We start from the raw sequence: 25,948 nt of genomic DNA on the forward strand, positions 1-25,948 counted from the left end.
ACCGCCGATGTAGAAACCGGTCCAGTTGTAGATCGGAGCAGGCACATAGGCCGGCGCCTTGGTGTAGGTACGGGCCGGCAGGTCAGCCGCGAAAGCCGACGTGCCCAGCGCGATCAGCGCCACGCTGCCCAGCAGGATCTTCTTCATCACTCTCTCCACTTCAATCCCCACCACCCGAAGGCGGATCGATGTTTTTGTCGTCGCGAACGCCCCGACGTTGGAAAGGACTATACAGGTGGGCAGTGCAAAAAGCCGTCTCCCAAATGCAACACTCGCAGGCGAAGTGGATTGAGCTAAGTTCAGGATTTATTTAGCATATTTCGCCTTGGGTTCCACCCGGGTTCCCCGCATTTCGGGCTGCTTTTTGCCACATTTGCCGGCCCCGGAAGATGCATTCGTTTGCGCCGGACCTGGGCACGCCACATTTGTTTTGCCAAAGGAACATTATGAGAACATAATGTGTCGAAGAGATCGATCAGCGATCGATGAGGGATCGGTAGTGGATAACCCGCAGGATGCCGCCAGACGGCGGCGGGAGCGGGTATAGGGTCAGTTTCAGAAAGTGCCCTGCCGGTGATGGTGTGGGTTCGGGACAGAGTGTTGGAGAGCGGCGATGGCAGGAAGTGTGAACAAGGTCATTCTGGTTGGAAACCTCGGGGCCGATCCCGAGATCCGGCGGACCCAGGACGGGCGGCCGATCGCGAACCTGCGCATCGCCACCTCGGAGACCTGGCGTGACAAAGGCACCGGCGAGCGCAAGGAAAAGACCGAGTGGCACCGCGTCGTGATCTTCAACGAGGGCCTGTGCAAGGTCGCCGAGCAATATCTGAAGAAGGGCGCCAAGGTTTACATCGAGGGCGCGCTGCAGACCCGCAAATGGACTGACCAGAGCGGTGCTGAAAAGTACTCCACCGAAGTGGTGCTTCAGGGCTTCAACTCGACGCTGACCATGCTCGACGGCCGCGGCGGCGGTGGCGGCGGCTTCTCCGACGATGCCGGCGGCGACTTCGGCTCCAGCGGCGTGTCGAGCCCGGCGCCGCGCCGTGCGGTATCCAGCGGCGGTGGCGGTGGTGGCCGCGGCAGCAGCGACATGGACGACGAGATTCCGTTCTGATCTGAGACAGCCTTTGTCGGATCAGACGCAGGAGGCGACTAGTCTCTGACGTCTCAATGCCCCGGCCGGTCCGGGGCATTTTGCTTTCGGAGAGCGTCGACGCGTGTCGGACTCACACCAGTCCAGTGACATGCAGCACGACGCCGGCCGCGGCACAGGCGCCGAGGGTCTGCAGCATGCCGAGGTTGAAGCGGAAGATCGCGAGCGCGGCGCCCACGGCGAGGGCGAGGGCCCATGGATCGACGCTGGCGAACACCGGCGCCTCGAACGATAGGCCATAGCCGCGCACCGGCAGCACATCACGGAAGATGGTGTGGATCGCGAACCAGATCGCGAGGTTCAGGATCACCCCGACCACTGCTGCGGTGATCGCGGACAACGCGCCGGCCAGCGCGCGGTTGCCGCGCAACTGCTCGATGAACGGGGCGCCGAGAAAGATCCACAGGAAGCAGGGCGTGAAGGTGACCCAGGTGGCCAGCAGGCCGCCGAGGGGTGCGGCCAGCAGTGGCGGCAGGACGCCCGGATCGCGAAACGCGGCCATGAAGCCCACGAACTGCAGCACCATGATGAGCGGGCCGGGCGTGGTTTCCGCCATGCCGAGGCCGTCGAGCATCTCGCGCGGCTGCAGCCAGTGATAGTGCTCGACGGCCTGCTGCGCCACATAGGCGAGGACGGCATAGGCTCCGCCGAAGGTCACCGCCGCCATCTTGCTGAAGAACACCGCGATCAGCGTGAACACGTTGGCTGGTCCGAGCAGCGCAGCAAGCAGCGCGACCGGCACGAGCCAGAGCAGCAGCCAGACCGCCGCGACTCGCAGTGTGCGTGCAAGCGTCGGCCGGGCATGGTCGGGCAACCGTTCACCGAGCAGGCTGTCCACCAGCGCGGTGTCCGCGCTGGTGTCGTGGGGGGTGGGCGCAGCGAAGGCGGCAAGGCGTGCTCGCCCGCCGCTGGCGCCGATCAGGCCGGCGGCAAGGATGATCAACGGGAACGGCGCATCGAACAAGAAGATGGCGATGAACGCCGCCGCGGCAAGGCCCTGCATCACGCGGCTCTTGAGCGCGCGCCGGCCGACTCGCACCACGGCCTGCACCACGATCGCGAGCACCGCAGCCTTCAGCCCGAAGAACAGTGCTGCGACGATCCCGACTTGGCCGAACAGTGCGTAGACATAGCTCAGGGCCATGATCGCAACGACGCCCGGAAGCACGAACAGCCCGCCGGCCATGATGCCCCCGGCGGTGCGATGCATCAGCCAGCCGATATAGGTGGCGAGCTGTTGCGCCTCAGGACCGGGCAACAGCATGCAGTAGTTGAGGGCATGCAGGAAACGGCCCTCGGATACCCAGCGCTTCTCATCGACCAGAATGCGATGCATCACCGCAATCTGTCCGGCTGGGCCGCCGAAGCTCAGCAGTGCGATCCGTGCCCACACCCGGAAGGCGTCGCCGAAACTGGGAAAGGCGGCCCTGCCGGATATGGCGGAACGAACGGACGTCGTCGTCATATCGGTCATGCCTTGGCTTTCGGCTTCGTCTTGTGCGGCCAGTTGTGGGTTTCATCAGTTGCGTCGCGGCACCAGCGATAAAACGCATCGTAGAGCGTCAGTCCGGCCTCGAGCTGTTCAAGATCATCGGCATGCATGCGCGACAGCCCGAGCGAGGCTGCGAGCAGGCCGGGCGCCTCGGGTGCAAGATCGAGCCGCGCCGTATCGGCTGCGCGCACGATCGTGGCGAGGTGCAGCAGCGGCTCGGTCGCAAGGCCGAACTCTTCGACCATGACGTCGAAGGTGCAGCGTTCGCCGCGATGGCTCCAGTGCACGTTCTCGATGTCGAAGGGCACGGCGCCGAAGCGGTCGGCGACGGCCTCGACCTGAGATGCCGTCACGAACAGGAAGACGGCGGAGTGGTCGATAAACCGCCGGATCAGCCAAGGGCAGGCGATCCGGTCGATCTTCGGCCGAGCCCGCGTGACCCATACCGTTCGCCCGGCAGTGTCGCGGTTGGGAATGCGCGCCGATGGCACCAGCGGCAGGCGCTCGCTGGCCCAGGCTTGGAAGCCGCCTTCGAGCACGGCGGCGGTCGCTCCGCCCAGGCGCAGCCAGGCGGCGGCGCCTTCACTGAGCCCATGGCCGTGTCGGCAGATGACGATGACCGTCTGTCCGGGAAAATCGGCTGTCCACGCTGGAGCAGCGGCGTGGCTGCGCCGGATCGCGGTCGGAATCATGCGTGGATCTGCTGCGACATCATCGTCGGTCCGGACGTCGACCAGCACGGGACACGTGGCGGAGCCGAGGAGGCGAAACAACTTGTCGGGAGCAATAGCGTTGAGAGCGGGCATGCTGCGTCCTTTCACAAAGGGATGGACGCGATTCTTGGGCATGTCGCCTTGTGGGGAGATCGCTTCCCCATGGCCACGACTACAGCGAAAGCGGGCGCTTTTGTCAATCGTGCAACGGGAGGCGCAGGTCGCGCGTCAGTCCCGTGCGAATGCCAGGCGTGTCCAGGTCACGCCGGCGTGGCGATTGGCGGGCTGTGTCGAAGCCGTCGTCAGTGCCAGCCGGGGGCGCAGGCCAGCGGCCCGCGCAAGAGCCACAGTATCCTCGGCGGACACCACGAACATGCGCCGGCCATCGGGCACGGGGCCGTGCCGCAGTGACAGGATCAAGGTCCCGCCGGTCTTGAGCAGCGCGGCGATGCGCGGCATCGCGCGGCACCGTTCGTCGGCGGCGAGATGCATCCAGACCGCCGAGAGCATGACGAGGTCGAAGCTGCGGTCCTCGCTGAAGGTCGCAAGATCCGGCAGGCTGTCGTCGCGCCAGTCGATCGGTTGTGCGCGATGGAGTGCCATGCCGGCGTGCCGGAATGCGTCGAGCGGCTCCACGGCGACGACGCGATGGCCCATGGCGGCGAGCCAGGCCGCGTCGCGTCCCGATCCCGCACCGATGTCGAGCACGTCGGCGGGCGCCCGTGGCATCAGATGCATCACGGCTCCGTGGTGCTCGGCGCTGGAGATCTGCTCCCAGCGCGCGACGAGCGCTGCCGCGAGGGCGGCGTAGCCCTGCGTGCCCGGCACGCCACTGGCGGTGGGGTTGTCCGTGGAGGCCATCGTTCGCGGCAGTCTTTGTCGTCGCGCTGGAGTTCGAGCCCAAGCCTGTGATGTTTTAACCCGAGTCTGGCTCACGTCTCCAAGGGGACAGGCCGGCCTGTTGACCGCGCCGAAGTCGGGCTTAGCTGCCGCAGTTTGCCGGGTTACGTTGATATCATTAACATTGTTGGGGATCGGGGCTTTCATGTCGCTCGCGCAGCGGCTGGAGGCTTCGCTGCTGACCTAGATCCATGCCTTCGCCGGGGTGGTCGCCTTTGTGCTCCGGCTGGTGCAGTTCACCGAGCCTAAGGGCACGCTGCCCCATCGGACGCCGGGATGGATCTGGGTCCTGCTGATGCTCGCGGTGAGCGTCTCCTCGTTCTATCTGCACGGCCTGCGGGTGTGGGGACCGTGGAGCCCGATCCACCTGTTGTCGGTGTTCACGCCGCTGGCGCAGGTCTATGCGATGTGGGCGGCGCGCCATCACCGTATACGCGGACATCGCATCGCCATGATCGCGATCTTCTGCGGCGCGCTGGTGATTGCGGCGGTGTTCACCCCGGTTCCCGGACGGCTGATGCATGCGGTGGTGTTCGGTCCGCGGTGAGGGGCGGACGAGCCGTTTCCGGAGCGTTTCAGGCGGTGTTCCGCAGTCCAGCGAGGCGGCTCGCGGGTGGCGTCGCATCCAAATTGTAAATATCTGAAATATTTGCGCTTTCCTTGGGTGAGAAAGCCTTCGGAGGGGTTGGTCGGGCGCGCTGAATCGCCTATATAAAAAGACGAAGCTTTTGTGGGGATTCTTTCGTTTTGGCCGACCAAGACAATCCGGAAAATGGCTCGTCCGAGCCCGTCGATATTCGTCCGGTCTCGATCACCGATGAGATGAAGCGATCGTACCTCGATTACGCGATGAGCGTGATCGTGGCGCGTGCGCTTCCGGACGTGCGCGACGGCCTCAAGCCAGTGCATCGGCGCATCCTGTATGCGATGTACGAGAACGGCTTCGAGTGGAACAAGCCGTACCGCAAGTCGGCGCGCACCGTCGGCGACGTCATCGGTAAATATCATCCGCACGGCGACCAGTCGGTGTACGACGCGCTGGTGCGCATGGCGCAGGACTTCTCGATGCGCCTGCCGCTGATTGACGGCCAGGGCAACTTCGGCTCGGTCGACGGCGATACCGCGGCAGCCATGCGTTACACCGAGGCGCGGCTCGCCAAGGTGGCGCATACGCTTCTGGAAGACATCGACAAGGACACCGTCGACTTCCAGGCCAACTACGACAGTTCCGAGCGCGAGCCGACGGTTCTGCCGGCGCGCTTTCCCAATTTGCTGGTCAACGGCGCCGGCGGCATCGCCGTCGGCATGGCCACGAACATCCCGCCGCACAATCTCGGCGAGGTGGTCGACGCCTGCATCGCGCTGATCGACAATCCGGCGCTCAGCATCGACGATCTCATCAATATCGTGCCGGGTCCGGATTTCCCGACCGGCGGCATCATTCTCGGCCGCCAGGGCATCCGCTCGGCCTATCATCTCGGCCGCGGCTCCATCGTGATGCGCGGCAAGGTGACGATCGACACCATTCGCAAGGACCGCGAGGCGATCATCGTCTCCGAGATCCCGTATCAGGTGAACAAGGCCAGCATGGTCGAGCGCATCGCCGAGCTGGTGCGCGAGAAGAAGATCGAGGGCATCGCCGACCTGCGCGACGAGTCCGATCGCGATGGCTATCGCGTCGTGGTCGAGTTGCGACGCGACGCGGTGCCGGACGTGGTGCTCAATCAGCTCTACAAGTACACGCCGCTGCAGACGAGCTTCGGCGCCAATATGGTGGCGCTCGACGGCGGCCGTCCGCAGTTGATGAACCTCAAGGACATGCTGACGCTGTTCGTCGCATTCCGCGAGCAGGTGGTCACACGGCGCACCAAGTACCTGCTCGGCAAGGCGCGTGAGCGCGCCCACATCCTGGTCGGTCTTGCGATCGCCGTCGCCAACATCGACGAGGTCATCCGCGTCATCCGCAATTCGCCCGATCCGAACACCGCCCGCGAGACCCTGATGGCGCGCGATTGGCCGGCCAAGGACGTCGCGACGATGATCATGCTGATCGACGATCCGCGCCATCGCGTCGCCGAGGACGGCACCGCGCGGCTGTCGTTCGAGCAGGCCAAGGCGATCCTCGACCTGCGCCTGCAGCGCCTGACCGCGCTCGGCCGTGACGAGATTTCCGACGAACTCGACAAGCTCGCGGTCGAGATCGCTGACTACCTCGAAATCCTGCGCTCGCGCGCCCGCGTCCAGGGCATCGTCAAGGACGAGCTCATCGCCGTGAAGGCCGAGTTCGCAACCCCGCGCCGCACCGTGATCGTCGACCAGGAAGGCGAGGTTGAGGACGAAGACCTGATCCAGCGCGAGGACATGGTGGTGACGGTGTCGCACCATGGTTACGTCAAGCGCGTGCCGCTCTCGACCTACCGCGCCCAGAAGCGTGGCGGCAAGGGCCGCTCGGGCATGCAGACGCGCGACGAGGATTTCGTCAGCCGCCTGTTCGTGGCCTCGACCCACACGCCGGTGCTGTTCTTCTCGTCGCGCGGCCAGGTCTACAAGGAGAAGGTCTGGCGTCTGCCGATGGCCGCGCCGAACGCGCGCGGCAAAGCGCTGATCAACATCCTGCCGCTGGAGCAGGGCGAGCGCATCACCACCATCATGCCGCTGCCGGAGGACGAATCGTCCTGGGCCAATCTCGACGTGATGTTCGCCACCACCGGCGGCAACGTCCGGCGCAACAAGCTGTCGGACTTCGTCGACGTGCGCCGCTCCGGCATCATCGCCATGAAGCTCGATGAGGGCGAGGCAATCGTCGACGTGCAGATCTGCACCGAGCACGACGACGTGCTGCTGACCGCCGCCGGCGGCCAGTGCATCCGCTTCCCGGTCACCGACGTGCGTGTGTTCACCGGCCGCACCTCGATGGGCGTACGCGGCATCGCGCTCGCCGAGAACGACGCGCTGATCTCGCTGTCGATCCTGCGCCATGTCGAGGCGACCTCGGACGAACGCGTGGCCTATCTCAAGATGCGCCGCGCCGTGGCCGGCGAAGCCACCAACGAGGAGCCGGTGGAGGCCGACGGCGAGGAGAGCTCGGGCAGCTTCCAGCTCACCCAGGAGCGCTATGTCGAGATGTCGGCGCAGGAGCAGGTCGTGCTCACCGTGTCGGTCAACGGCTACGGCAAGCGCACCTCGTCCTACGAGTACCGCACCACCGGACGTGGCGGCAAAGGCATCGTCGCGATGCTGGTCAACAGCCGCAACGGCAAGCTGGTGGCCTCGTTCCCGGTCGAGGACAGCGATCAGATCATGCTGGTCAGCGATGCCGGCCAGCTCATCCGCTGCCCGGTCGAGGGCATCCGTGTCGCGGGTCGCTCGACCCAGGGCGTGATCGTGTTCGACACCGCCGAGGACGAGCATGTGGTCTCCGTCGAGCACCTGACCGAGGATGCCGACAACGGCAATGGCAACGGCGGCTGATCGCGCCAGCCTGCCATCGAGAATGCCGAAAGGCCGCCCGCGGGCATGCGGGCGGCCTTTTGCTTGGAGATCGCTTGAAAGAGGTTGAAAGAGGGCAGGCTGGAGATCGGGAGGCGATCAGAGCCGGTCGGTGGTGACGAGACGGGCCTCGACCTTGAGCGCGGCCTTCGACCCGGCCTTGCGCAGGCAGGCGGCTTCGAAATTCGGCCAGGCCTGCTGGGAGCAGTCGCGGCCAACCGGGCGGATGTCGAGCCGGTCGCCCTTGGCGAGCGCCACGGGAACACTGGCCTCAACCTGCGGGGCGAAGCCCGGCAGCACGGTCAGAGCGGCCGTGACGAGTGCGGCGACGGCAATCGCTGAAAGCGCCTTGATCATGGAAGTCCCCTGTTATCTGTCCGGGGCCCATCCGGCCCGGTTTGTCGTTGCCCGGTGTTGTAGCGGCGCTGCGTTTCGGCCGGTCTGCGTGCGATGCGGAAAATGGTTTCGTCGCTGGCCGAATGTGTTTCGCCGCCCCGGGAGGCACGAAACAATCCAGGAACCCGCCGGGATCGATTGCGCCCATCCACCCATCAGACGCGGCGGCATGACCACGGGTTCGGTCGGTTCGGCGAAATAAAACGCGGCCGAGTGGGGGAACCGGCCGCTTGCGGCTCCATCCGCGCCGGGGTACAGGGGGGGATGCCGCGCATTGCCCTTTATCCGGGGTCGTTCGACCCCGTTTCCAACGGCCACGTCGACGTGGTCCGCCAGACCGTTCGGCTGGTCGACCGCCTGGTCGTCGCCATCGGTGTCCACCCCGGCAAGAAGCCGCTGTTCTCGACCGAGGAACGGCTGGACATGATCCGGGAGGTGTTCGCGCCGCTCGCCGCCGAGGCGGGCTGCCAGGTCGACTGCACCACCTTCGACGATCTCACGGTGACCGCCGCCAAGCGGGTGGGGGCCACGGTCCTGATCCGCGGCCTGCGCGACGGCATCGACATGGCCTATGAAATGCAGATCGCCGGCATGAACCAGACCATGGCGCCGGACATCCAGACCGTATTTCTGCCGGCGTCGCCGCTGGTTCGCCCGATCACCGCCACGTTGGTGCGCCAGATCGCGGGCATGGGGGGCGATGTCTCGAGTTTCGTGCCCGCCATCGTGGCGTCACGCCTCAAGGCCAAGTTCGGCCGCTAGTGGCGGCTCGTCCATTTGCTGCCTGACGCCGGTTCCATCCGGCTTCACTCCGGGTGCCATTGCCTTCGCACCCGGTCCAACCGTTACCGAGCTTTTCTGGAGTTCCCATGATCCGAATTCTTGCCGTCCTGACTGCGCTGGTGTTTGCGGTACCGGCGTTCGCCCAGTCACTGCCCGCCGGTCTCGACAAGGCCAATGCCATTGTCATCGACACCACCAAGGGGCGGGTCGTGATCAAACTGCGGCCGGACCTCGCGCCGCAGCATGTCGAGCGCATCAAGCAGCTGGCGCGTGACGGCTATTACAACAACGTTCCCTTCCACCGTGTGATCGAGGGCTTCATGGCCCAGACCGGCGACGGCAAGAACTTCAACGGCACAGGCGGCTCGAAGTACCCGGATCTCACGGCCGAATTCTCCAGCGTGCCGTTCAAGCGCGGCATCGTCGGCATGGCGCGTGCGGCCTCGCCGAACTCGGCGAACTCGCAGTTCTTCATCATGTTCGCCGATGGTCCGTTCCTCAACGGCAAGTACACCGTGGTCGGCGAGGTCGTGTCGGGCATGGACGTCGTCGACAAGATCAAGCGCGGCGAGCCTGTCCCCGATCCGGACAAGATGGTCAAGGTCCAGGTCGCTTCGGACATCAAGTAGGAGCGGCCATGACGCGGCGAACCGGACCTGCTGTTCTGTTCGCCGCGCTGATCGGCTTCACGGTGCTCGCGGCGACCTGTCGCGCGGGGGCTGAGGACGCCGGCGCCGAGGCGAAGATCGACTCCTTGAAAGAGTTGTTCGCGCATCTCGGCGGGTGCTGGAAATCGCCGACGTTGCCGCCCGGAGATCCGGGCATGCAGATCACGGTCCTCGTGACCTTCAAACGCAATGGTGAGATCTTCGGCCAGCCGAAGATCACATATGAATCGGAATACGCATCGGATGACGAGCGGCTGCTGTATCGCACCGCCGTCATGGAGACGCTGCAGCGCTGCTCGCCGATGCCTTTTACCGATGGACTTGGAAATGCCGTAGCGGGTCGTCCGATACGGTTCAGGTTTGACGCAAGACGAACCAAATCAACCGAGAAGAGAACATGGCAGACAACGAGAACACTCTGATTCTGGAAACCACCCAGGGCCCGGTCACCATCGAGATGCGTCCCGATCTCGCGCCCGGTCACGTCGCGCGGATCAAGGAGCTGGTGCGCGAAGGCTTCTATGACGGCATCGTGTTCCACCGCGTCATCGAAGGCTTCATGGCCCAGACCGGCTGCCCGCACGGCACCGGCACCGGCGGTTCCGGCAAGAAGCTGACGGCGGAGTTCAACAAGGAGCCGCACGTGCGCGGCACCGCGTCGATGGCGCGCGCCGCCAACCCGGATTCCGGCGACAGCCAGTTCTTCATTTGCTTCGACGACGCCCGCTTCCTCGACGGCCAGTACACCGTCTGGGGCAAGGTGACCTCGGGCATGGAGAACGTCGACAAGATCAAGCGCGGCGAGCCGGTGCAGAATCCGGACAAGATCGTGCGCGCCCACATGGCCGCCGACGCGACCTGATCGCCGACATGGGGCGCGGGACAGCTCCCGCGCCTCGCGCCGGCCGCCGCCAGGGCCGCCGGCCTTTTGCGAACGGCCCATGCGCACCGACCTCTTCGATTTCGACCTGCCGCCGGAACGGATCGCGCTGCGGCCCGCGAGCCCGCGCGATGTCGCGCGCATGCTGGTGGTCGGCGCGGACGGACACTGGGACGACCGGATCGTCCGCGATCTTCCCGCCTTCCTGAAGGCGGGCGATCAGCTCGTCGTCAACGACACCAAAGTCATCCCGGCCCAGCTCAGCGGCCGGCGGATCGGACGTGAGGCCGAGCCGCGCATCGAGGCGACGCTGATCAAGCGGCTCGACGGCGCGCGCTGGCAGGCGCTGGTCAAGCCGGCGAGGAAACTTCAGGTCGGCGACATCGTCCGCTTCGGCAACGAGGGACGGGTGTGCCTGCTCGGCAATCTCGATGCCACCGTCGAGCACAAGGGCGACGCCGGCGAGATCACGCTCGCCTTTGCTTTCCATGGCGCGATTCTCGACCAGGCGATCGCCGACGTCGGCGCGCCGCCGCTGCCGCCCTACATCGCGTCCAAGCGCGCGCCGGACGACCAGGACGCCGCCGACTATCAGACCATGTTCGCCGCCCATGAGGGCGCGGTGGCGGCGCCGACCGCGGGGCTGCATTTCACGCCGGCGCTGGAGGCCGCGCTGCGCGACCGCGGCGTCGGGCTGCAGCGCGTGACGCTGCATGTCGGCGCCGGCACGTTCCTGCCGGTCAAGGTCGACGACACCGCCGAACATCGCATGCATGCGGAGTGGGGCATGGTCTCGGCGGAGACCGCAGACGCGCTCAATGCCGCACGCGCGGCCGGCGGGCGCATCGTCGCGGTCGGCACCACGTCGCTGCGGCTGCTGGAGAGCGCCGCGCGCGCCGACGGCACCATCGCCCCGTTCGCCGACGACACCGCGATCTTCATCACGCCGGGCTACCGCTTCCGTGCGGTCGACGTGCTGATGACCAACTTCCACCTGCCACGCTCGACCCTGTTCATGCTGATTTCCGCGTTCGCCGGCCTCGATACGATGAAGAGCGCCTACGCCCACGCCATTGCCGAGGGCTACCGCTTCTATTCCTATGGCGACGCATCGCTGCTGTTCCGGGCCGACGGCGGAGCCGCGTCATGACCGTTCCCAATCACTTCACCTTGCTAGGCCGCGACGGCGCGGCGCGCACCGGCACGCTGACGACGCCGCATGGTGTGGTGCGTACACCGGCCTTCATGCCGGTCGGCACCCAGGGCGCCATGAAGGGCGTGCACTGGCGCGACGTGCGCGAGGCCGGCGCCGACATCGTGCTCGGCAACACCTACCACCTGATGCTGCGGCCCACCGCCGAGCGCATCGCCGTTCTCGGCGGCCTGCAGCGCTTCACTGGCTGGGGCGGCCCGATGCTGACGGATTCCGGCGGTTTCCAGGTGATGTCGCTGGCGCAGCTGCGCAAGGTCGACGAGCGCGGTGTCGTGTTCCGTTCGCACATCGACGGCGCCAAGGTCGACCTGACGCCGGAGCGGGCCATCGAGGTGCAGCGCCTGTTCGGCTCCGACATCGCCATGCAGCTCGACGAGTGCGTGCGGCTGCCGGCCGAGCGCGCCGACATCGATCGCGCCATGCAGCTGTCGCTGCGCTGGGCCGAGCGCTGCAAGCGCGCGTTCGAGGGCGCGCCCGCGGGCCACATGCTGTTCGGGATCGTGCAGGGCGGCGATATCGCCGAACTGCGCCGTGACAGCGCCCGCGCGCTGACCGATATCGGCTTCCACGGCTACGCCGTCGGGGGCCTTGCGGTCGGCGAGCCCCAGCAGGTGATGCTCGACATGATCGAGGCCTGCGAGCCGCTGCTGCCGCAGGACCGGCCGCGCTATCTGATGGGGGTGGGCACGCCCGATGACATCCTGCAGGCGACGGCGCGCGGCATCGACATGTTCGACTGCGTCATGCCGACGCGCAACGGCCGCCATGGCGTCGCGTTCACGCGGCGTGGTCCGGTCAACCTGCGCAACGCCCGCCATGCCGAGGATCCGCGGCCGCTCGACGAGGAGAGCCCGTGGGCACCGGCGCGGACCTATGCGCGTGCCTATCTGCATCACCTGATCAAGGCCGGCGAGACGCTCGGCGCGATGCTGCTGTCGGAAATCAACATCGCCTATTACCAGACGCTGACAGCCGGCATGCGCGACGCCATTACGCACGGCACTTTTGCCGCCTTCACCGAGCGAACGCGCGCAGACTGGGCCCGCGGCGACATCGCCGCGCGCTGATTCGCCGACAGCCGGCCTTTCCTGGCCGGGCCTCGAATGGTGAACACTCAGTTACAGCTGAACCGCGTCAACGCGTGCTTGGTCACAAACCCGTAGCCACAGGTCTCGCACGTCCACAGATAGCTCACGACCTCTTCCGACAGGAATGCCGAAGCTTCCGCAGCGATCATGGAATCCGAACACACGGCACAAGTGGGCAGATCACGTTCGCGCGGGGCAGGACGGTGCGAGTTCGACGACATGATTTCAGCAAACGCTGGCATCGTGGGTCTCCTCATGATCTGGAGCCGCATGCATCCTACACTGAAACCTTTGACGGTGTCGCAACACAAATACGTTCGTTTGAAGAAATCCATTTTGCGCTGCAATAGCTTGCTACACTTTGTCGTGTGTCCGGCAACTTTCGGTTTCAGATGCGCGTGACGCTTGCGTGAGGCTGGGCCGATTCGACTTTGTCGCGAAACATGCTCAAAATGAACGGAACGACCCGTCATTCAATTCAGCCCGGAGACTGCCCATGGAAACGTCCGCGAACTCGCACACCTCGCACCGCCCTGGTCGGGGCCGCATCTATCAGAGCATCGCAGATGCATTCGGTGACACGCCGGTGGTGCGGCTGAACAAGCTGCCGCAGCAGCGCGGAGTGAACGCGACGATTCTCGCCAAACTCGAATATTTCAATCCGGCCGCCAGCGTGAAGGACCGCATCGGCTCGGCGATGGTGTCGGCCATGGAGAAGGCCGGCATCATCAAGCCTGACACCGTGCTGATCGAACCGACCTCCGGCAATACCGGCATCGCGCTGGCTTATGTCGCCGCCGCGAAGGGCTATCGGCTGAAGCTGGTGATGCCGGAATCGATGTCGATCGAGCGGCGCAAGATGCTGGCCTTCCTGGGCGCCGAGCTGGTGCTGACACCGGCCGCCCAGGGCATGAAGGGCGCGATCGCCAAGGCCGAGGAACTGCTGCAGACCACCCCGAATTCGGTGATGCCGCAGCAGTTCAAGAACCTCGCCAATCCGGAGGTGCATCGCCGCACCACGGCGGAGGAAATCTGGAGCGACACCGGTGGCAACCTCGACATCTTCGTCGCAGGCGTCGGCACCGGCGGTACGATCACCGGGGTCGGGCAGGTGCTGAAACCCCGCAAGCCGTCGCTGCGGGTTGTGGCGGTCGAGCCCGAAGAGAGCCCGGTGCTGTCCGGCGGCCAGCATACGCCGCACAAGATCCAGGGCATCGGTGCCGGCTTCGTTCCCGACGTGCTCGACCGCGCGGTGATCGACGAGATCGTCAAGGTCAACAGCGCGACCGCGATCGAGACCTCGCGCGCGCTGGCGCGCAACGAAGGCATCCCCGGCGGCATCTCGTCGGGCGCGGCAATCGCCGCGGCCCTCGCGCTTGGCGCGCGGCCGGAAAACGCGGGCAAGACCATTCTGGCCATCGTCCCGTCGTTCTCGGAGCGCTACCTCTCAACCGCGCTGTTCGAAGGCATCTGACAGCGATGGCGGCAGCCGGGGCGCAGCAAAGCATCCTCGAAGCGGTGGACGCCCGGTTCGACGAGCAGATCGCCACCACGATCGCGTTCGCATCCATTCCCAGCACGCGCGGCGCCGAGGCGCCGTGCCAGGACATGTTCGCCGACCTGCTGCGCGCGCGGGGCTACGAGGTCGACGACTGGGTGATCAGGGCCGACGACCTCAAGGGCCTGCGCGACTTCGGCCCGGTGGAGACCGATTTCTCCCGGGCCCGCACGGTGGTCGGCACCTACCGGCCCGCGACCACCAGCGGCAGGTCCCTGATCCTGCAGGGGCATTGCGACGTGGTGCCCGCCGGACCGTTGGAGATGTGGACCACCCCGCCGTTCGCGCCGCAGGTGCGCGACGGCTGGCTCTACGGCCGCGGGGCCGCCGACATGAAGTCCGGAACCCTCGCGGCGCTGTATGCGCTCGACGCCATCCATCATGCCGGGTTGCGACCGACCGCGCGGATCCATCTGCAGTCGGTGATCGAGGAGGAGAGCACGGGGCTTGGCGCGCTCTCGACCGTGCAGCGCGGCTATCGTGCCGATGCCTGCCTGATCCCCGAGCCGACGGGTGGTGCGCTGGTGCGTGCCCAGGTCGGGGTGATCTGGTTCCGCGTTCGGGTGCGCGGCCGGCCCGCCCATGTGTTCGAGGCCGGCGTCGGCGCCAATGCCATCAAGGCGGCGATGGACCTGATCCGGGCGCTGGAAGCGCTCGAGGCGGACTGGAACGCGCGGGCGGCAGACGATCCTCACTTCGCGAGCGTGAAGCATCCGCTGAACTTCAATCCAGGGATCATCAAGGGCGGCGACTGGGCCTCCAGCGTGCCGTCCTGGTGCGATGTCGATTGCCGGATCGCGATCCTGCCGGGCTGGACGCTCGCCGACCGCCAGAAGGAGATCGAGGCCTGCGTCAAGGCTGCGGCGCGCGCGCATCCGTTCCTCGCCGACAATCCACCTGAGGTCGAATGGTCGGGCTTCCTGTCGGAAGGTTTTACACTCGCGCCCGGCAGTGCCGCGGAGGCGACACTGCGCCGCGCCTACGGTTCAGTCTATGGCGGTGACCTGCCGGAGCTGAGCTTCACGGCCATCACCGACACCCGCTACTACGCCCATCACGGCATTCCCTGCCTGTGCTTCGGCGCGACCGCGCGGCGCATGCACGGCTTCGACGAGTGTGTCGAGCTTCAGTCGCTGAAGCAGACCACGCGCGCGATCGCGCTGTTTGTCGCGGACTGGTGCGGGGTCGAGACCGCCTGAGCGCGCCCGCTGCGCCTCAGCGAGCGGTCAGGCGGAAAGGCGGCGAGTGGTCGGGCTGGGTGGTGACGACGCCTACCGGCATCACCGGTTTGTCGTCCTGCAGCTCGATGCGGAAGGTGGCGATGATCTTGCCGAGCGCGAGCGTCGCCTCGACCAGGGCGAAATGGGCGCCGATGCACACCCGTGGCCCCACGCCAAACGGCAGGTAGGCGAAGCGATCCGGGGGCGGTCCGGCCATGAAGCGTTGCGGCATGAAGGCATTGGGATTGTCCCACAGCTTCTCGTGCCGGTGCAGCAGCCAGGGCGCGATGAAGATCGCGTCCCCTTTGTTCACGGCACGGCCATCGATCATGTCGGGGCCGCCGGCGCATCTGGCGATCAGGTAGGCCGGCGGATACAGCCGCATGGTTTCGTCGAGCACCGCGCGGGTAAATTTGAGTTTGTCCGCGTCGGGCTCGCCGGCGACGCTGGCGGCGCGAACCTCCCGCGCCACCAGATCCTGCGTGGCATGGTCCTGCGCCAGCAGAAACAGCGACCAGAACAATGCCGTCGCCGTGGTCTCGTGGCCGGCGAGGATCATGGTGGCGACCTGGTCGATCAGGTTGTCGTCGGTAAACGCCTGGCCAGTCTCCGGATCGCGTGCCGCGACCATCAGGTCGAACAGGTCGCGCGGCGCTTCATCGGGCTTGCTCGCGGCGCGCCGCTCAGTGATCAGCATGCGCACGAAGCGGGTCCAGCGGCGGCGGAAGAATTTCCGCTCGATGTCCTGGAAGCTCGGCCAGCCGAGCGGCAGCAGCAGGTCCCACAGATGCGGGCGGGCGAGGCGGGAGGCGTATTCGATGACGAAGTTGCGCAGCGTCGGGCCGTGTTCGGCCATGCCGAACGAGAACATGGTGCGGCCGGCGATCTCCAGCGTCATCCGCTGCATCGCCTCGCGCAGGTCGACCGGCTGGTTCTGCTGCGCTGTGAGTTCGGCGATCGTCTCGTTGGTGACCGCGAGCATGTGCGGCACCAGCGTGGCGACGGCGCGCGGCGTGAAAGCCGGCGCAAGCGTGCGGCGCTGGTGCTTCCAGGTCTTGCCCTCGGCGAGCAGCAGGCCTTCACCCAGCATCGGCTGCAGCACGCGGATGCCCGGCGGCGTGCGTTCATAATTTTCGTAGTTGTCGATCAGGACATGACGGATGCTGGCCGGATCGTTCAGGATGAAGCTGCTGCGGCCGAAGAAGCGGCCTTGCAGCAGGTCCTCGCGATAGGCCCGTTCGCCCCAGGTGGCGATGCCGCTCTTGCGCATCGCCAGCAGGCGGCGAAACGTCGACATGGTCTGCGGCGCATGGGGCGGGTGGGGCGGCACAAGCGGTGTGCGCGCCACCGGCAGTTCATAGACCTCTGCAAGACTCATGGGGCGGCTCCGCGATCACCCGCACCGGGGGCGATGCATGGTGATCATATCGGAGCGCGGCGCGGTTTTTCAAAGAGGTTTTCCGCCGCGCCACTGCGCCGGGAACCGCGGACGGAATTACCGCGTGCCCAGGCGCTGCCGGCCCTCCAGCAATTCGCTGTAGAAGCGGAACAGCTGTCGCCACATCGTCTGGCTGCCACGGATCATTTCCTGCGTGACCAGCAGGGACAAAGGCAGCGCGGGACGGGCCGCCGGCTTCGCCGCCAGCGCCGGGCTGCGGGCGAGGTCGAGCGAACCTGTGGCTTCGCCGCGGCGGAAGCTGAGATGCGCGCCGAACTTGCTCGCCAGCGCCTTCATTGGCTCGTTCTGGCCACCGGTGGTGATGCGCAGGCGTGTATAGTCCTTGCGCTGGGCTTCCTGCAGCAATTGCTCGAACAGCGCGCTGCCGACGCCCTGGCGGCGGATACGGCTCTCGACGCTGAAGGCAATCTCCGGCTCGCCATCGAGCGAGCGCTCCGGCGCATGCAATTCAGCGGCGCCGCGCACCACGCCGTCCTGCAGATAGGCGATCACGATGGTGCCGTTCCCGAACGATCGGGCGGCATAGCCTTTCAGGAATTCCTCACTGATGCCGCCGTTGAAGCGGTCGTGGCGGCTGGCCGGATCCAGGCGCAACAGATGGTCGCGCAACAGATGCTGTTCATCGGCCTTCAGGACCCGGATCACACCGGTCCCGGACGTGGACCGGATGGTCGCAACATCGCTCATGACAAATCTCCTCATGGTTGCCCGTGAGGACGTCTCGTATCCCTATGTCAGTCTATATGCTGCGACGCACCATAAATTTCAAGAGATGAATTATGATTTTTGTGCGGAAATAATATGATTAATATCAGGGCCTTGTTCCACTTCCAGCGGAAATTGCGAGACCGCCGCCGGCCTGAACGCAGGTCGATGATCCCTCGATCTGAACAAAACCGGCGCCAAACTGCGAACACGGATTCGCAGTTCGCGTGCGTGTCGCCGGCTGCTTTTGCTCGGATGACCTGATCGACCAGGCGGACGGTCCCGGCAGGTTGTCGCTGGTCTTCGTCCTGCCAGGCGGAAGATCATTGGCGAGCGCCGGGCCGGCGAGGAGGGCCAGGATGACGGCGGCGGGAGGAAGCTTCATGAGGCGGGGTCCGTGGCGGGCTTGGCTCGTAGGGAAGCCCCACATGGTTCGCACAACTTTGTCAATTTTGCCGTGTCGGCCTGCCGTACATGCTTCGTCATTTTCGGATAGGAATGGTATCGACGGCTCGCCGGAGGATTCCTCAAGCATCTCCGGAATCTGTCCAGCTGCATATTGTCGAACGGAGAAGCCGCCGAATGTCCAAGCAAGCAATGCGTGAAGAGGCCGAGCGGCTGATGCGTGAGGCGCTCGCGCGCAAGTCCGTCGTCGTCAAGCAGGGCGAGACGCGGATCGAGACCAAGTGCGGCAAGTGCGGCGCGCCCAACCGCGTCTCGGCGCCCAAAGGCGTCAGCCGCGTTGCCTTCGCCTGCAAGGAGTGCGGGCACAAGCAGGAGACGCTGTAACCGCCGAGGCGGGTACAGCGGCGTGGTCGCAGGCCGCGACGCTTGACAATTTTGTTCTCTATTTGTTCTATGACCTCATCTACTAATGAGGCCACCCATGAATCAGCAACTCGCCGGCAAGACCCAGGACATCATCCGACTCTGGAATGCGATGCGCGCTGAGGAGCGCGATGGCGCGACCGCGCAGCTGTTCGTCCTGCGCAACGAGCTGCACCGCGCGCTCGCCGAACGCGATCGCCTGGTGCAGCAGCTGCGTCACCGCGCCAAGGCGAGTTGAAGCTGGGCGAATTGAGCGGTGGTGCGGCTCAAGAAGCTGGCGGGCGCTCCCCCTGGAATTGGATTGCGCATTTTTTCATGATCGAGGCCTGCTCGACGGCGACCATCTGCCCTTTCAGGTTGGCGAGCTCGGCCGCAGTCTGGCCATCGCCACCGACAAGAAACGCCGCCGGCCAGAACACCACCACCGCAGCGGTTGTTGCGATCGCATCATTGGTCCGCTTCTGATCCTGTGCGCCCGACACGATGGCCGCACGGCTCGACAGGGCCTGGGCCTCCATCGTGAGCTGCTGGCATGTGTAGTTCTGGTATGTGACAGGTGAAACGTAAGCCGCCTGAATCTCTTTCGAACTCGAGGCACAGCCAGCCGTGGTCATGGCCGCGACAGCCACAAGCCAAAGTTTATGCATGAAGAATGTACTCCCCAAACCCCTTCGTAATCTTCCTGCAACCAGGACGGGAGTGCAAGGAGGGCTGTGAATAAAGTCCTTTCAGAGGGAGCCCAGCGGATACGAGCCGCAATCGGAGGCTGATGCCATGGGCACGCTCAGCTCAGCCAGGGCGTGCCTGCCTGGACCACGCTGACGTCCTGCTTCAGGACCTCCCGGGCAAGCCGCGCGACTTTGACGCCGACCGGTGCCGGGACGAGGATCTGGAGCGCGCTGATGGACAGATCTCCGGGCGCGTTGGCGACAGGGCCCTCGAAGTACGCGAACCCCGGCTTCAGCCGGAAGGTCGAGACGAAGCGGATGGCGTTGCCCCAGTCGGCGATGTTGTATTTCAGCTCGGCCTCGAACACCGATGCGGGCTTGGTCAGGCAGAAATAGCCATCCTTGATTGCTGGTGGCAGCTCCTTGCTGCTCCATCCGCCCCAGCAACGGTACAGCAGGAGACCGTGCTGACCGCAGACCTTTGCCACGGGATCGGCGGCAAATCCTTTTGCTTTCCAGTCGAGCAGATTATTGGACTGCGCGGACATGGCGGCATGCTCCGGACCGGACGCGATCATCTCGGATCAAAGCAGAGCCGGTGGTCCGAAGCCAGCCGAGATCGCTGCTTGGGGGAACCAACCGGTCAGCCCGGCATTTGGTCCACAGGTGTGGCTTGCAAGCCGCGCCGCTATTGACCCCGGGGGGCCTGCCCCCTACACAGCGCGTCGAGTGAGCGCGTAGCTCAGCCGGTAGAGCACGTGACTTTTAATCATGGGGTCGAGGGTTCGAGTCCCTCCGCGCTCACCATGAAAATCAACATCAGCGACGAAATGCTTGGCAGCTGGCCCATTCAACAGGGCCGGCTCATGGCGTTTCGCTGCGGATCTCCGACCCCGGCGGCGGGCTGATGGCGCCGGGCAGCGGCAGCGCCACCGGCCGCAGGCCGATCAGCTCGGCGGTGCGGATGCCGGTCTCGCGCCAGAAGGTGAAGGCATTGATCCGCGAGTTCTCCAGCACCGCGATCGCCACCGCCGACAGGAACGGCAGGCTCTGCAGGATCAGGACACCGGCGAAGATGTAGATCTCGGTGACCTGCTTCTGGCTGTTGGTCATCACCAGCACCGCGGCGCCGATCCACAGCAGCAGGCCGATCACCGCTTCCCAGAACGCCTGGAATTCGACCGACATCCGCGACAGGCCGCCCTTGGAGGTGCGGGCGAAGGGCAGGTGTTCGGTGATCAGGCCGTTGGCCACCGCCCGCGACACCGTCCACTGCACCGACATGGCGGCGACCATCGCGCCCAGCATCTGGCCGACCTTCACCTGCACCCGCAACCGGTACAGCGTGAGGAAGTGGAGCGCCGACACCACGAATGAGGCGATGATCGGCAGGGTCAGGATCTTGTCGGGAATGGCGATAGCGGCGAAGGCGACGATTGGCACCCAGATCAGGTTGAGGATCGCCACCACGACGCCAAGGCTCTCGGCGCCGAGCCAGTTGAGCCAGCCCAGTGAGAACTCGCGCTTCTGGTCCCGCGTCAGGCGGCTGGCGCCCGGCAGGAAGCGGCGCCAGTGCTTCTTGACGATCTGGAAGCCGCCATAGGCCCAGCGGTGACGCTGCTTGCGGAACGCCTCGTAGGTGTCCGGCAGCAGGCCGAAGCCGTAGCGCTTGTTGGTGTAGTGGGTGATCCAGCCGTTTTCGATAATGGCGAGGCCGAGATCAGTGTCTTCGCAGATGGTGTCGCCGGCCCAGCCACCGGACATGTCCATGGCGGCACGGCGGATCAGGCACATGGTGCCGTGCACGATGATGGCGTCGTGTTCGTTGCGCTGGACCATGCCGATGTCGAAGAAGCCGGCATATTCGCCATTCATGATGTAGTGCATCAGCGACTGGCCGCCGTCGCGATGGTCCTGCGGCGCCTGCACGAGGCCGACCCGCGGATCGGCAAAGGCGGGGACAAGGTCCTTGAGCCAGTCCGGCGTCACCACATAGTCGGCGTCGATCACGCCGATGATCTCGGCGTCGGGGGCGGTGCGCGCCATGGCGATCTTCAGCGCGCCGGCCTTGAAGCCCTTCACTTTCTCAGCGTTGATGAACACGAAGCGCTCGCCGAGCATCCGGCAGTGGTCCTGGATCGGCTGCCAGAACGACGGGTCGGGCGTGTTGTTGATGATCACCACGCACTCGAAGTTCGGGTAGTCGAGGCGGGCCACCGCGTCGAGGGTCTGCTTGAGCATCTCCGGCGGTTCGAAATAGGCCGGGATGTGGATGGAGACCTTCGGGAACACGCCGTCCGCCGGGGCCGGCACGCCGTTGGTGATCAGCCGGCGCGGGGCGCGGCCGAAGGCGACGGTGGCGATCTCCTCGATCCGGGCCATCGCAATGATGACCAGTGGTACCAGCAGGATCAGGCCGAGCGTCAGCGCGAACGCCGAGCCGAACACGAAGTAGTGGGTATTCCAGTACGCAAAGACGATGGCCGCCCAGGCGCCGACCGCGTTGGCGGTGGCCGCGAGCACCGCGGCCTGCATCACGGTCGGGCGGTACAGCCGCAGGATTGGCAGCGACAGCAGCACGCCGACCAAGAGCGCGACGGTGGCGAGCTTCCAGTAGTCGGGATCGACGACAGGGCCGGTCCAGGCGAACTTTGGTTCACGCGCCGCGTTCAGGATGCCCCAGTAAGGACCAACGCCGCCTTCGAAGAACTTCCAGGGCTGATCGATCGCCTCGACGATGTTGTATTCCATGCCGATGGCTTCGGCGCGGCTGACGAAGTTGCGCAGGGTGACGGCCTGCTCGAACGGTCCGGGCACCGCGTTGCGCAGGTTGTAGCCGGCGCTCGGCCAACCGAATTCAGCGATTACCACGCGTTTGCCGGGGAAGTAGTCCCGCAGCAGGCCGTAGATGTACATCGCCTGATCCACCGCCTGCTTGTCGGTGAAGTTTTCCCAGTAGGGCAGCACGTGGGCGGCGATGAAGTCGACCGAGGAGGCGAGGCTTGGCCGGTTATGTTCGGCAGCCTCGATCGAATCATCGCGCCAAATGTTCCAGATCTCGCCGGTGGTGACGGGAACGCTGACCTGCTTCTTGACCCGCTGGATCAGCTCGATCAGGTCCTCGGCCTTCTGCTCGCCACGGTAGATGGTTTCGTTGCCGACGACGATGCCRATGACGTTGCTGTTGTGCTTGGCGAGATCAATCGCGGCGCGGATCTCGCGCTCGTTGCGCTCGCTGTTCTTGTCGATCCAGGCGCCAACCGTGACCTTGAGGCCGAACTCGTTGGCGATCGGCGGCACCATCTCGACGCCGCCGGTCGACGAATAGAGACGGATCGCCTTGGTCATCTTCGACAGCGTCTTCAGGTCCGCGCGAATCTTCGCCGCGGTCGGAATGTTGTCGACGTCGGGGTGGCCGGTGCCGTCGAACGGGGCGTAGGAGACGCTCGGCAGCGTTCCTCTGAAATCAGGCGCGTCCTGCTTGTCGCGGAGAAGACCCCAGAGGGCCGCGTGGGCGGCCGTGACAAAAACCAAGACGGCGACTACTGCGCGCATTTCGCGACGAAACCATACCGGGACTGTGGTGCCAGGGTGCGAATCCGTCCCCGGGATTCGCGCAACGACTCGCAGGCGTTCAATCGGACCAGAGGGAGAAGCTCGATCGAGGGCAGCTTATCTATGCCATGCGGTTTAACAACTGGTATGACGGCATGGCGATTTCAGGGCGCGGCTCGTGGCGCAACCCTGAAACCGTCCGATCGTTCCGGTCCAGATGAAACTATTTCGCCTGTGCGGCGGGCGCAGGCGCTGCAGCGGCCGCGGGCGCCGCGGCGGGAGCGGCCGGCGCTGCCGGAGCGGGCGCAGGTGCCGCAGCGGCGGCGGATTGCGGCTGGGCATTGGGGTTGACCCAGCAGGCGTGCACCCGGCTGGTCAGGCTTTCCGGCACCTTCGAATCGATGGTGCCGCCGAACCGCGTCAGGCAGCGGAACGCCGCCTGGACGTGGCCGCCGGGGCAGCCAAAACGGTCGTAAAGGTCGAGATGGCGGAATGCGGTGTCGAGGTCGTCGCGCCACATCAGGCTGACGACGCGGCGGCCGAGCCAGACGCACTCGGGGTTGCCGGCCGGGCCGTTGATGGCCTGCGCCGCCTCGGCGAATTCGTCGGTCTTGCGCTGGCTCTCCTTCGCGGCCGCCTCCGGGGCGGTGCCGTTGCTCGCCGCCGGTTTCGCCGACGGGTCCTGGGCCCGCAGGTCGCCGCTCTGGGCGATGGCGCCGCCGATGCCGATCAGCAGCACCGCAGACGGTACCGCGATCGCACGAAAGATCACGCGACGAAACTCAGACAGCAGACGACCCATGAAGTCCCCGACAATTTTGACTGCAGCGCGGCCCGCGCTGGCGTTGCCGTCCGATGGTCCATCCGTTGCGGTCCCATGGACGGGTTGGCCTGTGTGATGCCGCTGAAATTGGCCCCGAATGCGGCGGATCGCTGTTCCGCCGTCCCGGGAATCCCATGGCGGACATTTTCGATTTTGTCCAGCAAACTCGCAGACCGATGAACGTCGAGATGAACATTCGTTCAGACCGGTGCCGGAACGAGGCCGTTCTGCTCCCCGACGGGCGCTTTTGCCGCAGCCCTGCAGCCGTGGCGGTATCGCAACTGCGGACGGCGCAACTGGGGACGGCTGCGTTCGGGGCTTGGCAGGCGCGTCCCGACGGGCTAATCGACCAAAGACGTCAGCTGGAGGGGAACCAATTTCATTTCGTACGCCGCTGGCGCTTCTCCTGATCTCCCTCGGTTGCATCGTTGCGCTCTGGTGGTGGCTCGCCACGCCGGTGACGCTGCCGCGCGCGCCGATCGACCCGGCAGCCAAGCTGGAATGCGTTTCCTATGCGCCGTTCCGTGGCGCACAGAACCCCCTCAACCCGGCGCTCCACATTGACGCGGCCCAGATCGCCGAAGACCTGGCGCAACTCGCCAAGATCACGAACTGCGTGCGCACCTACTCGGTCGACAACGGCGTCGACCAGGTGCCGGAGCTCGCCGGCAAGGTTGGCCTCAAGGTGATCCAGGGCATCTGGCTCGGCTCCAACCGGGTCAAGAATCGCCAGCAGATCGAGAGCGCGGTCGGCCTCGCGAAGGCGCACCCGGACGTGATTTCGTCGGTCGTGGTCGGCAACGAGGTGCTGCTGCGCGGCGAGATGACGGCCTCCGACCTCGCCGCGCTGATCCGCTCGGTGAAGGCGCAGGTGCCGCAGACCCCCGTCACCTATGCCGACGTCTGGGAGTACTGGCTGCGCAACCGCGAGGTCTATGATGCGGTTGATTTCGTCACCATTCACATCCTGCCGTACTGGGAGGATTTTCCGATCCGTGCGCGGTACGCGGCGGCCCATGTCGACCAGATCCGCAAGCGCATGGCGGCGGCATTCCCCGAGAAGGAGATCCTGATCGGCGAGACCGGCTGGCCGAGCGCCGGACGGATGCGCGAGGGGGCGCTGCCGTCTCGCACCAACCAGGCCCGCGTGGTGTCGGAAATCCTGGACCTTGCCAAGCGCGAGGGCTTCCGCGTCAACCTGATCGAGGCCTATGACCAGCCTTGGAAGCGGCGTCTCGAGGGCACGGTCGGCGGCTATTGGGGCCTGATCGACGAGGACCAGCGAGCGCTGAAATATCCGCCCGGCCAGCCCATCAGCAATTTCCCGTCGTGGCAGCTGCACATGGCGGGCGGTCTCGTGCTCTGCGTGCTGGTGTTCGGTGCGGCGTTCTTCAAGTCGCGGCGGCGGCCCTGGCAGCCGCGCCTGTCGTCGTGGATCGCGGTGGCGATCTCGGCCACCACCGCGGGTTCGCTGCTCGGGATCGCGATCGACAAGATGTTCTATGAGAGCCTTGGCGCCGGCGGCTGGCTGCAATGGGGACTGCTGCTCGCCGCGGGCATCCTCGCGCCGATGCTGTCAGCGACCGCACTGATGTCCGGGCGATCGCTGCCGACGTTCCTGGAAATCGTCGGTCCGCGCGGCGGGCGGACGGATTCGCGGCTGTGCGCGGCGCTCGGCCTGATCCTGATCGTGACCACGCTGATCGCGGCGCAGACCGCGCTCGGCTTCGTGTTCGATCCCCGCTATCGCGACTTCCCGTTTGCCTCGCTCACCATGGTGGTGGTGCCGTTCGCCGCGCTGATGGCGCTGAACCGGCCGCTGCTCGGCACACGGCCGGTCGCGGAGGCCGTGCTCGCCGGCCTGTTCGCGTTCTCGACCCTCTACATCGTCTTCAACGAGGGGGTGCAAAACTGGCAGTCGCTGTGGACCTGCGGTGCGTACCTGCTGCTCGCGCTCACGCTGTGGCGGGCGCGGGCCGTGCAAATCCGAGGATGAGAAGGCCGATCGCGATACCCGACAGGCCGATATTGTAGAGCACGATCCCGAAGCCGGCCGCGACGAGGCCGGCGGTCAGCGTGACGATCGAGGGCCGGATCAGGTGCAGCGCCGCGATCACCAGCGCGGCGATGCCGAACACCGAGTTGCGGAACAGCGTCGTCATCAGCAGGCGTGTCTTGCACAACATGGTCTGCAGCCCGCCATCGCAGGCGAGCGCCAGCGGCGAGTACTCGATCGCCAGATAGCGGATATAGAGGGCGTAGCCGACGGTCAGGAAACCCACGACCAGGAGCCACTGCACCTGCAGCGCGGAAAGGCGGAACGGATCTTTCTTCATGGCGCGACTATGGTTCGGAAC

At 65.7% G+C, this 25,948-nt stretch carries 27 protein-coding genes, 1 tRNA gene and 1 pseudogene; 16 read left to right on the forward strand and 13 right to left on the reverse strand.

Translation table 11 applies throughout. The features are described 5' to 3' along the window. A pseudogene (locus AB4Z37_RS21715) lies at positions 1–147 on the reverse strand (porin family protein); the annotation flags it as partial. A 466-nt stretch (positions 148–613) separates the two neighbouring features. On the opposite strand from AB4Z37_RS21715, the gene AB4Z37_RS21720 reads away from it, so the two are divergent. After that, on the forward strand, positions 614–1,114 hold the full coding sequence (locus AB4Z37_RS21720; protein ID WP_441518827.1) for a single-stranded DNA-binding protein: 501 nt from the start codon (positions 614–616) through the stop codon (positions 1,112–1,114). Positions 1,115–1,226: 112 nt separating this feature from the next. On the opposite strand, the gene chrA is transcribed toward AB4Z37_RS21720, so the two are convergent. The 3 genes from chrA to AB4Z37_RS21735 all read right to left on the reverse strand — a co-directional run bounded on the left by chrA (position 1,227) and on the right by AB4Z37_RS21735 (position 4,219). Continuing rightward, complete coding sequence (gene chrA, locus AB4Z37_RS21725) at positions 1,227–2,627, reverse strand: chromate efflux transporter (protein WP_441518828.1); 1,401 nt, start codon at positions 2,625–2,627, stop codon at positions 1,227–1,229. Further along, positions 2,624–3,451 (reverse strand): chromate resistance protein ChrB domain-containing protein, encoded by an 828-nt coding sequence (locus AB4Z37_RS21730; protein WP_441518829.1) that lies wholly within the window; start codon positions 3,449–3,451, stop codon positions 2,624–2,626. The genes chrA and AB4Z37_RS21730 overlap by 4 nt, the downstream gene beginning before the upstream one ends. Positions 3,452–3,586: 135 nt before the next feature. After that, complete coding sequence (locus AB4Z37_RS21735; RefSeq protein ID WP_441518830.1) at positions 3,587–4,219, reverse strand: class I SAM-dependent methyltransferase; 633 nt, start codon at positions 4,217–4,219, stop codon at positions 3,587–3,589. Positions 4,220–4,445: 226 nt separating this feature from the next. Between AB4Z37_RS21735 and AB4Z37_RS21740 the strand changes: the two genes are divergently transcribed. Both AB4Z37_RS21740 and gyrA read left to right on the forward strand, forming a co-directional pair. Further along, complete coding sequence (locus tag AB4Z37_RS21740; RefSeq protein ID WP_441518985.1) at positions 4,446–4,805, forward strand: DUF2306 domain-containing protein; 360 nt, start codon at positions 4,446–4,448, stop codon at positions 4,803–4,805. A gap of 200 nt (positions 4,806–5,005) precedes the next feature. Then, entirely contained in the window at positions 5,006–7,729 is a 2,724-nt protein-coding gene (gyrA, locus tag AB4Z37_RS21745; RefSeq protein ID WP_441518831.1) for a DNA gyrase subunit A, read from the forward strand. A gap of 117 nt (positions 7,730–7,846) precedes the next feature. On the opposite strand, the gene AB4Z37_RS21750 is transcribed toward gyrA, so the two are convergent. Then, positions 7,847–8,104, reverse strand: a complete 258-nt coding sequence (locus tag AB4Z37_RS21750; protein WP_441518832.1) for a hypothetical protein — start codon at positions 8,102–8,104, stop codon at positions 7,847–7,849. 303 nt (positions 8,105–8,407) lie between these two features. Here AB4Z37_RS21750 and coaD point away from each other — a divergent pair, with 303 nt between their 5' ends. From coaD to tgt, 6 genes are all read left to right on the forward strand, one after another. Next, positions 8,408–8,905: a pantetheine-phosphate adenylyltransferase gene (coaD, locus tag AB4Z37_RS21755; RefSeq protein WP_211969903.1), complete on the forward strand. Its 498-nt coding sequence runs from the start codon at positions 8,408–8,410 to the stop codon at positions 8,903–8,905. A gap of 107 nt (positions 8,906–9,012) precedes the next feature. Further along, positions 9,013–9,555 (forward strand): peptidylprolyl isomerase, encoded by a 543-nt coding sequence (locus AB4Z37_RS21760; RefSeq protein WP_441518833.1) that lies wholly within the window; start codon positions 9,013–9,015, stop codon positions 9,553–9,555. A gap of 8 nt (positions 9,556–9,563) precedes the next feature. Beyond that, the gene (locus tag AB4Z37_RS21765) at positions 9,564–10,016 is read left to right on the forward strand and encodes a hypothetical protein (protein ID WP_211969905.1); all 453 of its coding nucleotides are present in this window, start codon (positions 9,564–9,566) and stop codon (positions 10,014–10,016) included. Continuing rightward, the gene (locus AB4Z37_RS21770) at positions 9,992–10,456 is read left to right on the forward strand and encodes a peptidylprolyl isomerase (RefSeq protein WP_211969906.1); all 465 of its coding nucleotides are present in this window, start codon (positions 9,992–9,994) and stop codon (positions 10,454–10,456) included. Before AB4Z37_RS21765 ends, AB4Z37_RS21770 begins: the two co-directional genes overlap by 25 nt. Positions 10,457–10,535: 79 nt before the next feature. Continuing rightward, positions 10,536–11,624: a tRNA preQ1(34) S-adenosylmethionine ribosyltransferase-isomerase QueA gene (queA, locus tag AB4Z37_RS21775; protein WP_441518834.1), complete on the forward strand. Its 1,089-nt coding sequence runs from the start codon at positions 10,536–10,538 to the stop codon at positions 11,622–11,624. Beyond that, positions 11,621–12,754 carry a tRNA guanosine(34) transglycosylase Tgt gene (tgt, locus tag AB4Z37_RS21780; RefSeq protein WP_441518835.1) on the forward strand — a complete coding sequence of 378 codons (1,134 nt, stop codon included), beginning with the start codon at positions 11,621–11,623 and terminating at the stop codon, positions 12,752–12,754. The genes queA and tgt overlap by 4 nt, the downstream gene beginning before the upstream one ends. A gap of 47 nt (positions 12,755–12,801) precedes the next feature. On the opposite strand, the gene AB4Z37_RS21785 is transcribed toward tgt, so the two are convergent. Further along, positions 12,802–13,017 carry a hypothetical protein gene (locus AB4Z37_RS21785; RefSeq protein WP_441518836.1) on the reverse strand — a complete coding sequence of 72 codons (216 nt, stop codon included), beginning with the start codon at positions 13,015–13,017 and terminating at the stop codon, positions 12,802–12,804. 254 nt (positions 13,018–13,271) lie between these two features. Here AB4Z37_RS21785 and cysK point away from each other — a divergent pair, with 254 nt between their 5' ends. Then, complete coding sequence (gene cysK / locus AB4Z37_RS21790) at positions 13,272–14,249, forward strand: cysteine synthase A (RefSeq protein WP_441518837.1); 978 nt, start codon at positions 13,272–13,274, stop codon at positions 14,247–14,249. A 5-nt stretch (positions 14,250–14,254) separates the two neighbouring features. Beyond that, complete coding sequence (locus tag AB4Z37_RS21795) at positions 14,255–15,532, forward strand: ArgE/DapE family deacylase (RefSeq protein ID WP_441518838.1); 1,278 nt, start codon at positions 14,255–14,257, stop codon at positions 15,530–15,532. A gap of 16 nt (positions 15,533–15,548) precedes the next feature. Here the strand turns inward: AB4Z37_RS21795 and AB4Z37_RS21800 are convergent, their stop codons facing one another. Both AB4Z37_RS21800 and AB4Z37_RS21805 read right to left on the reverse strand, forming a co-directional pair. Next, a complete protein-coding gene (locus AB4Z37_RS21800) occupies positions 15,549–16,931 on the reverse strand; it encodes a cytochrome P450 (protein ID WP_441518839.1) in 1,383 nt (460 codons plus the stop codon). 117 nt (positions 16,932–17,048) lie between these two features. Further along, on the reverse strand, positions 17,049–17,699 hold the full coding sequence (locus AB4Z37_RS21805) for a GNAT family N-acetyltransferase (RefSeq protein ID WP_441518840.1): 651 nt from the start codon (positions 17,697–17,699) through the stop codon (positions 17,049–17,051). Between the two features lie 600 nt (positions 17,700–18,299). Here AB4Z37_RS21805 and AB4Z37_RS21810 point away from each other — a divergent pair. Beyond that, entirely contained in the window at positions 18,300–18,506 is a 207-nt protein-coding gene (locus AB4Z37_RS21810; protein ID WP_441518841.1) for a hypothetical protein, read from the forward strand. Between the two features lie 97 nt (positions 18,507–18,603). Further along, positions 18,604–18,783, forward strand: coding sequence for a hypothetical protein (locus AB4Z37_RS21815; protein ID WP_441518842.1), 180 nt, complete (start codon positions 18,604–18,606; stop codon positions 18,781–18,783). 28 nt (positions 18,784–18,811) lie between these two features. Here the strand turns inward: AB4Z37_RS21815 and AB4Z37_RS21820 are convergent, their stop codons facing one another. Together AB4Z37_RS21820 and AB4Z37_RS21825 are read right to left on the reverse strand one after the other, a co-directional pair. Next, a complete protein-coding gene (locus AB4Z37_RS21820) occupies positions 18,812–19,192 on the reverse strand; it encodes a hypothetical protein (RefSeq protein ID WP_441518843.1) in 381 nt (126 codons plus the stop codon). 137 nt (positions 19,193–19,329) lie between these two features. Then, positions 19,330–19,761, reverse strand: a complete 432-nt coding sequence (locus AB4Z37_RS21825; protein ID WP_441518844.1) for a hypothetical protein — start codon at positions 19,759–19,761, stop codon at positions 19,330–19,332. Between the two features lie 183 nt (positions 19,762–19,944). On the opposite strand from AB4Z37_RS21825, the gene AB4Z37_RS21830 reads away from it, so the two are divergent. Then, a tRNA-Lys gene (locus AB4Z37_RS21830) sits at positions 19,945–20,020 on the forward strand. 57 nt (positions 20,021–20,077) lie between these two features. Here AB4Z37_RS21830 and AB4Z37_RS21835 read toward each other — a convergent pair. Both AB4Z37_RS21835 and AB4Z37_RS21840 read right to left on the reverse strand, forming a co-directional pair. Beyond that, on the reverse strand, positions 20,078–22,768 hold the full coding sequence (locus AB4Z37_RS21835; RefSeq protein WP_441518845.1) for a glycosyltransferase: 2,691 nt from the start codon (positions 22,766–22,768) through the stop codon (positions 20,078–20,080). A 223-nt stretch (positions 22,769–22,991) separates the two neighbouring features. Next, complete coding sequence (locus AB4Z37_RS21840; RefSeq protein WP_441518846.1) at positions 22,992–23,570, reverse strand: beta-1-3, beta-1-6-glucan biosynthesis protein; 579 nt, start codon at positions 23,568–23,570, stop codon at positions 22,992–22,994. A gap of 155 nt (positions 23,571–23,725) precedes the next feature. Here AB4Z37_RS21840 and AB4Z37_RS21845 point away from each other — a divergent pair, with 155 nt between their 5' ends. Then, entirely contained in the window at positions 23,726–24,001 is a 276-nt protein-coding gene (locus AB4Z37_RS21845; protein WP_441518993.1) for a hypothetical protein, read from the forward strand. Next, positions 23,911–25,587 carry a glycoside hydrolase family 17 protein gene (locus tag AB4Z37_RS21850; protein WP_441518847.1) on the forward strand — a complete coding sequence of 559 codons (1,677 nt, stop codon included), beginning with the start codon at positions 23,911–23,913 and terminating at the stop codon, positions 25,585–25,587. Before AB4Z37_RS21845 ends, AB4Z37_RS21850 begins: the two co-directional genes overlap by 91 nt. Here the strand turns inward: AB4Z37_RS21850 and AB4Z37_RS21855 are convergent. Beyond that, positions 25,547–25,927: a hypothetical protein gene (locus tag AB4Z37_RS21855; protein ID WP_441518848.1), complete on the reverse strand. Its 381-nt coding sequence runs from the start codon at positions 25,925–25,927 to the stop codon at positions 25,547–25,549. The two genes, AB4Z37_RS21850 and AB4Z37_RS21855, sit on opposite strands and share 41 nt — an antisense overlap. Positions 25,928–25,948: the final 21 nt, after the last annotated feature.

Origin of the sequence: Bradyrhizobium sp. 2TAF24 (assembly GCF_052115025.1) — a bacterium.
In the GTDB taxonomy this organism is placed as follows: Bacteria; Pseudomonadota; Alphaproteobacteria; order Rhizobiales; family Xanthobacteraceae; genus Bradyrhizobium_A.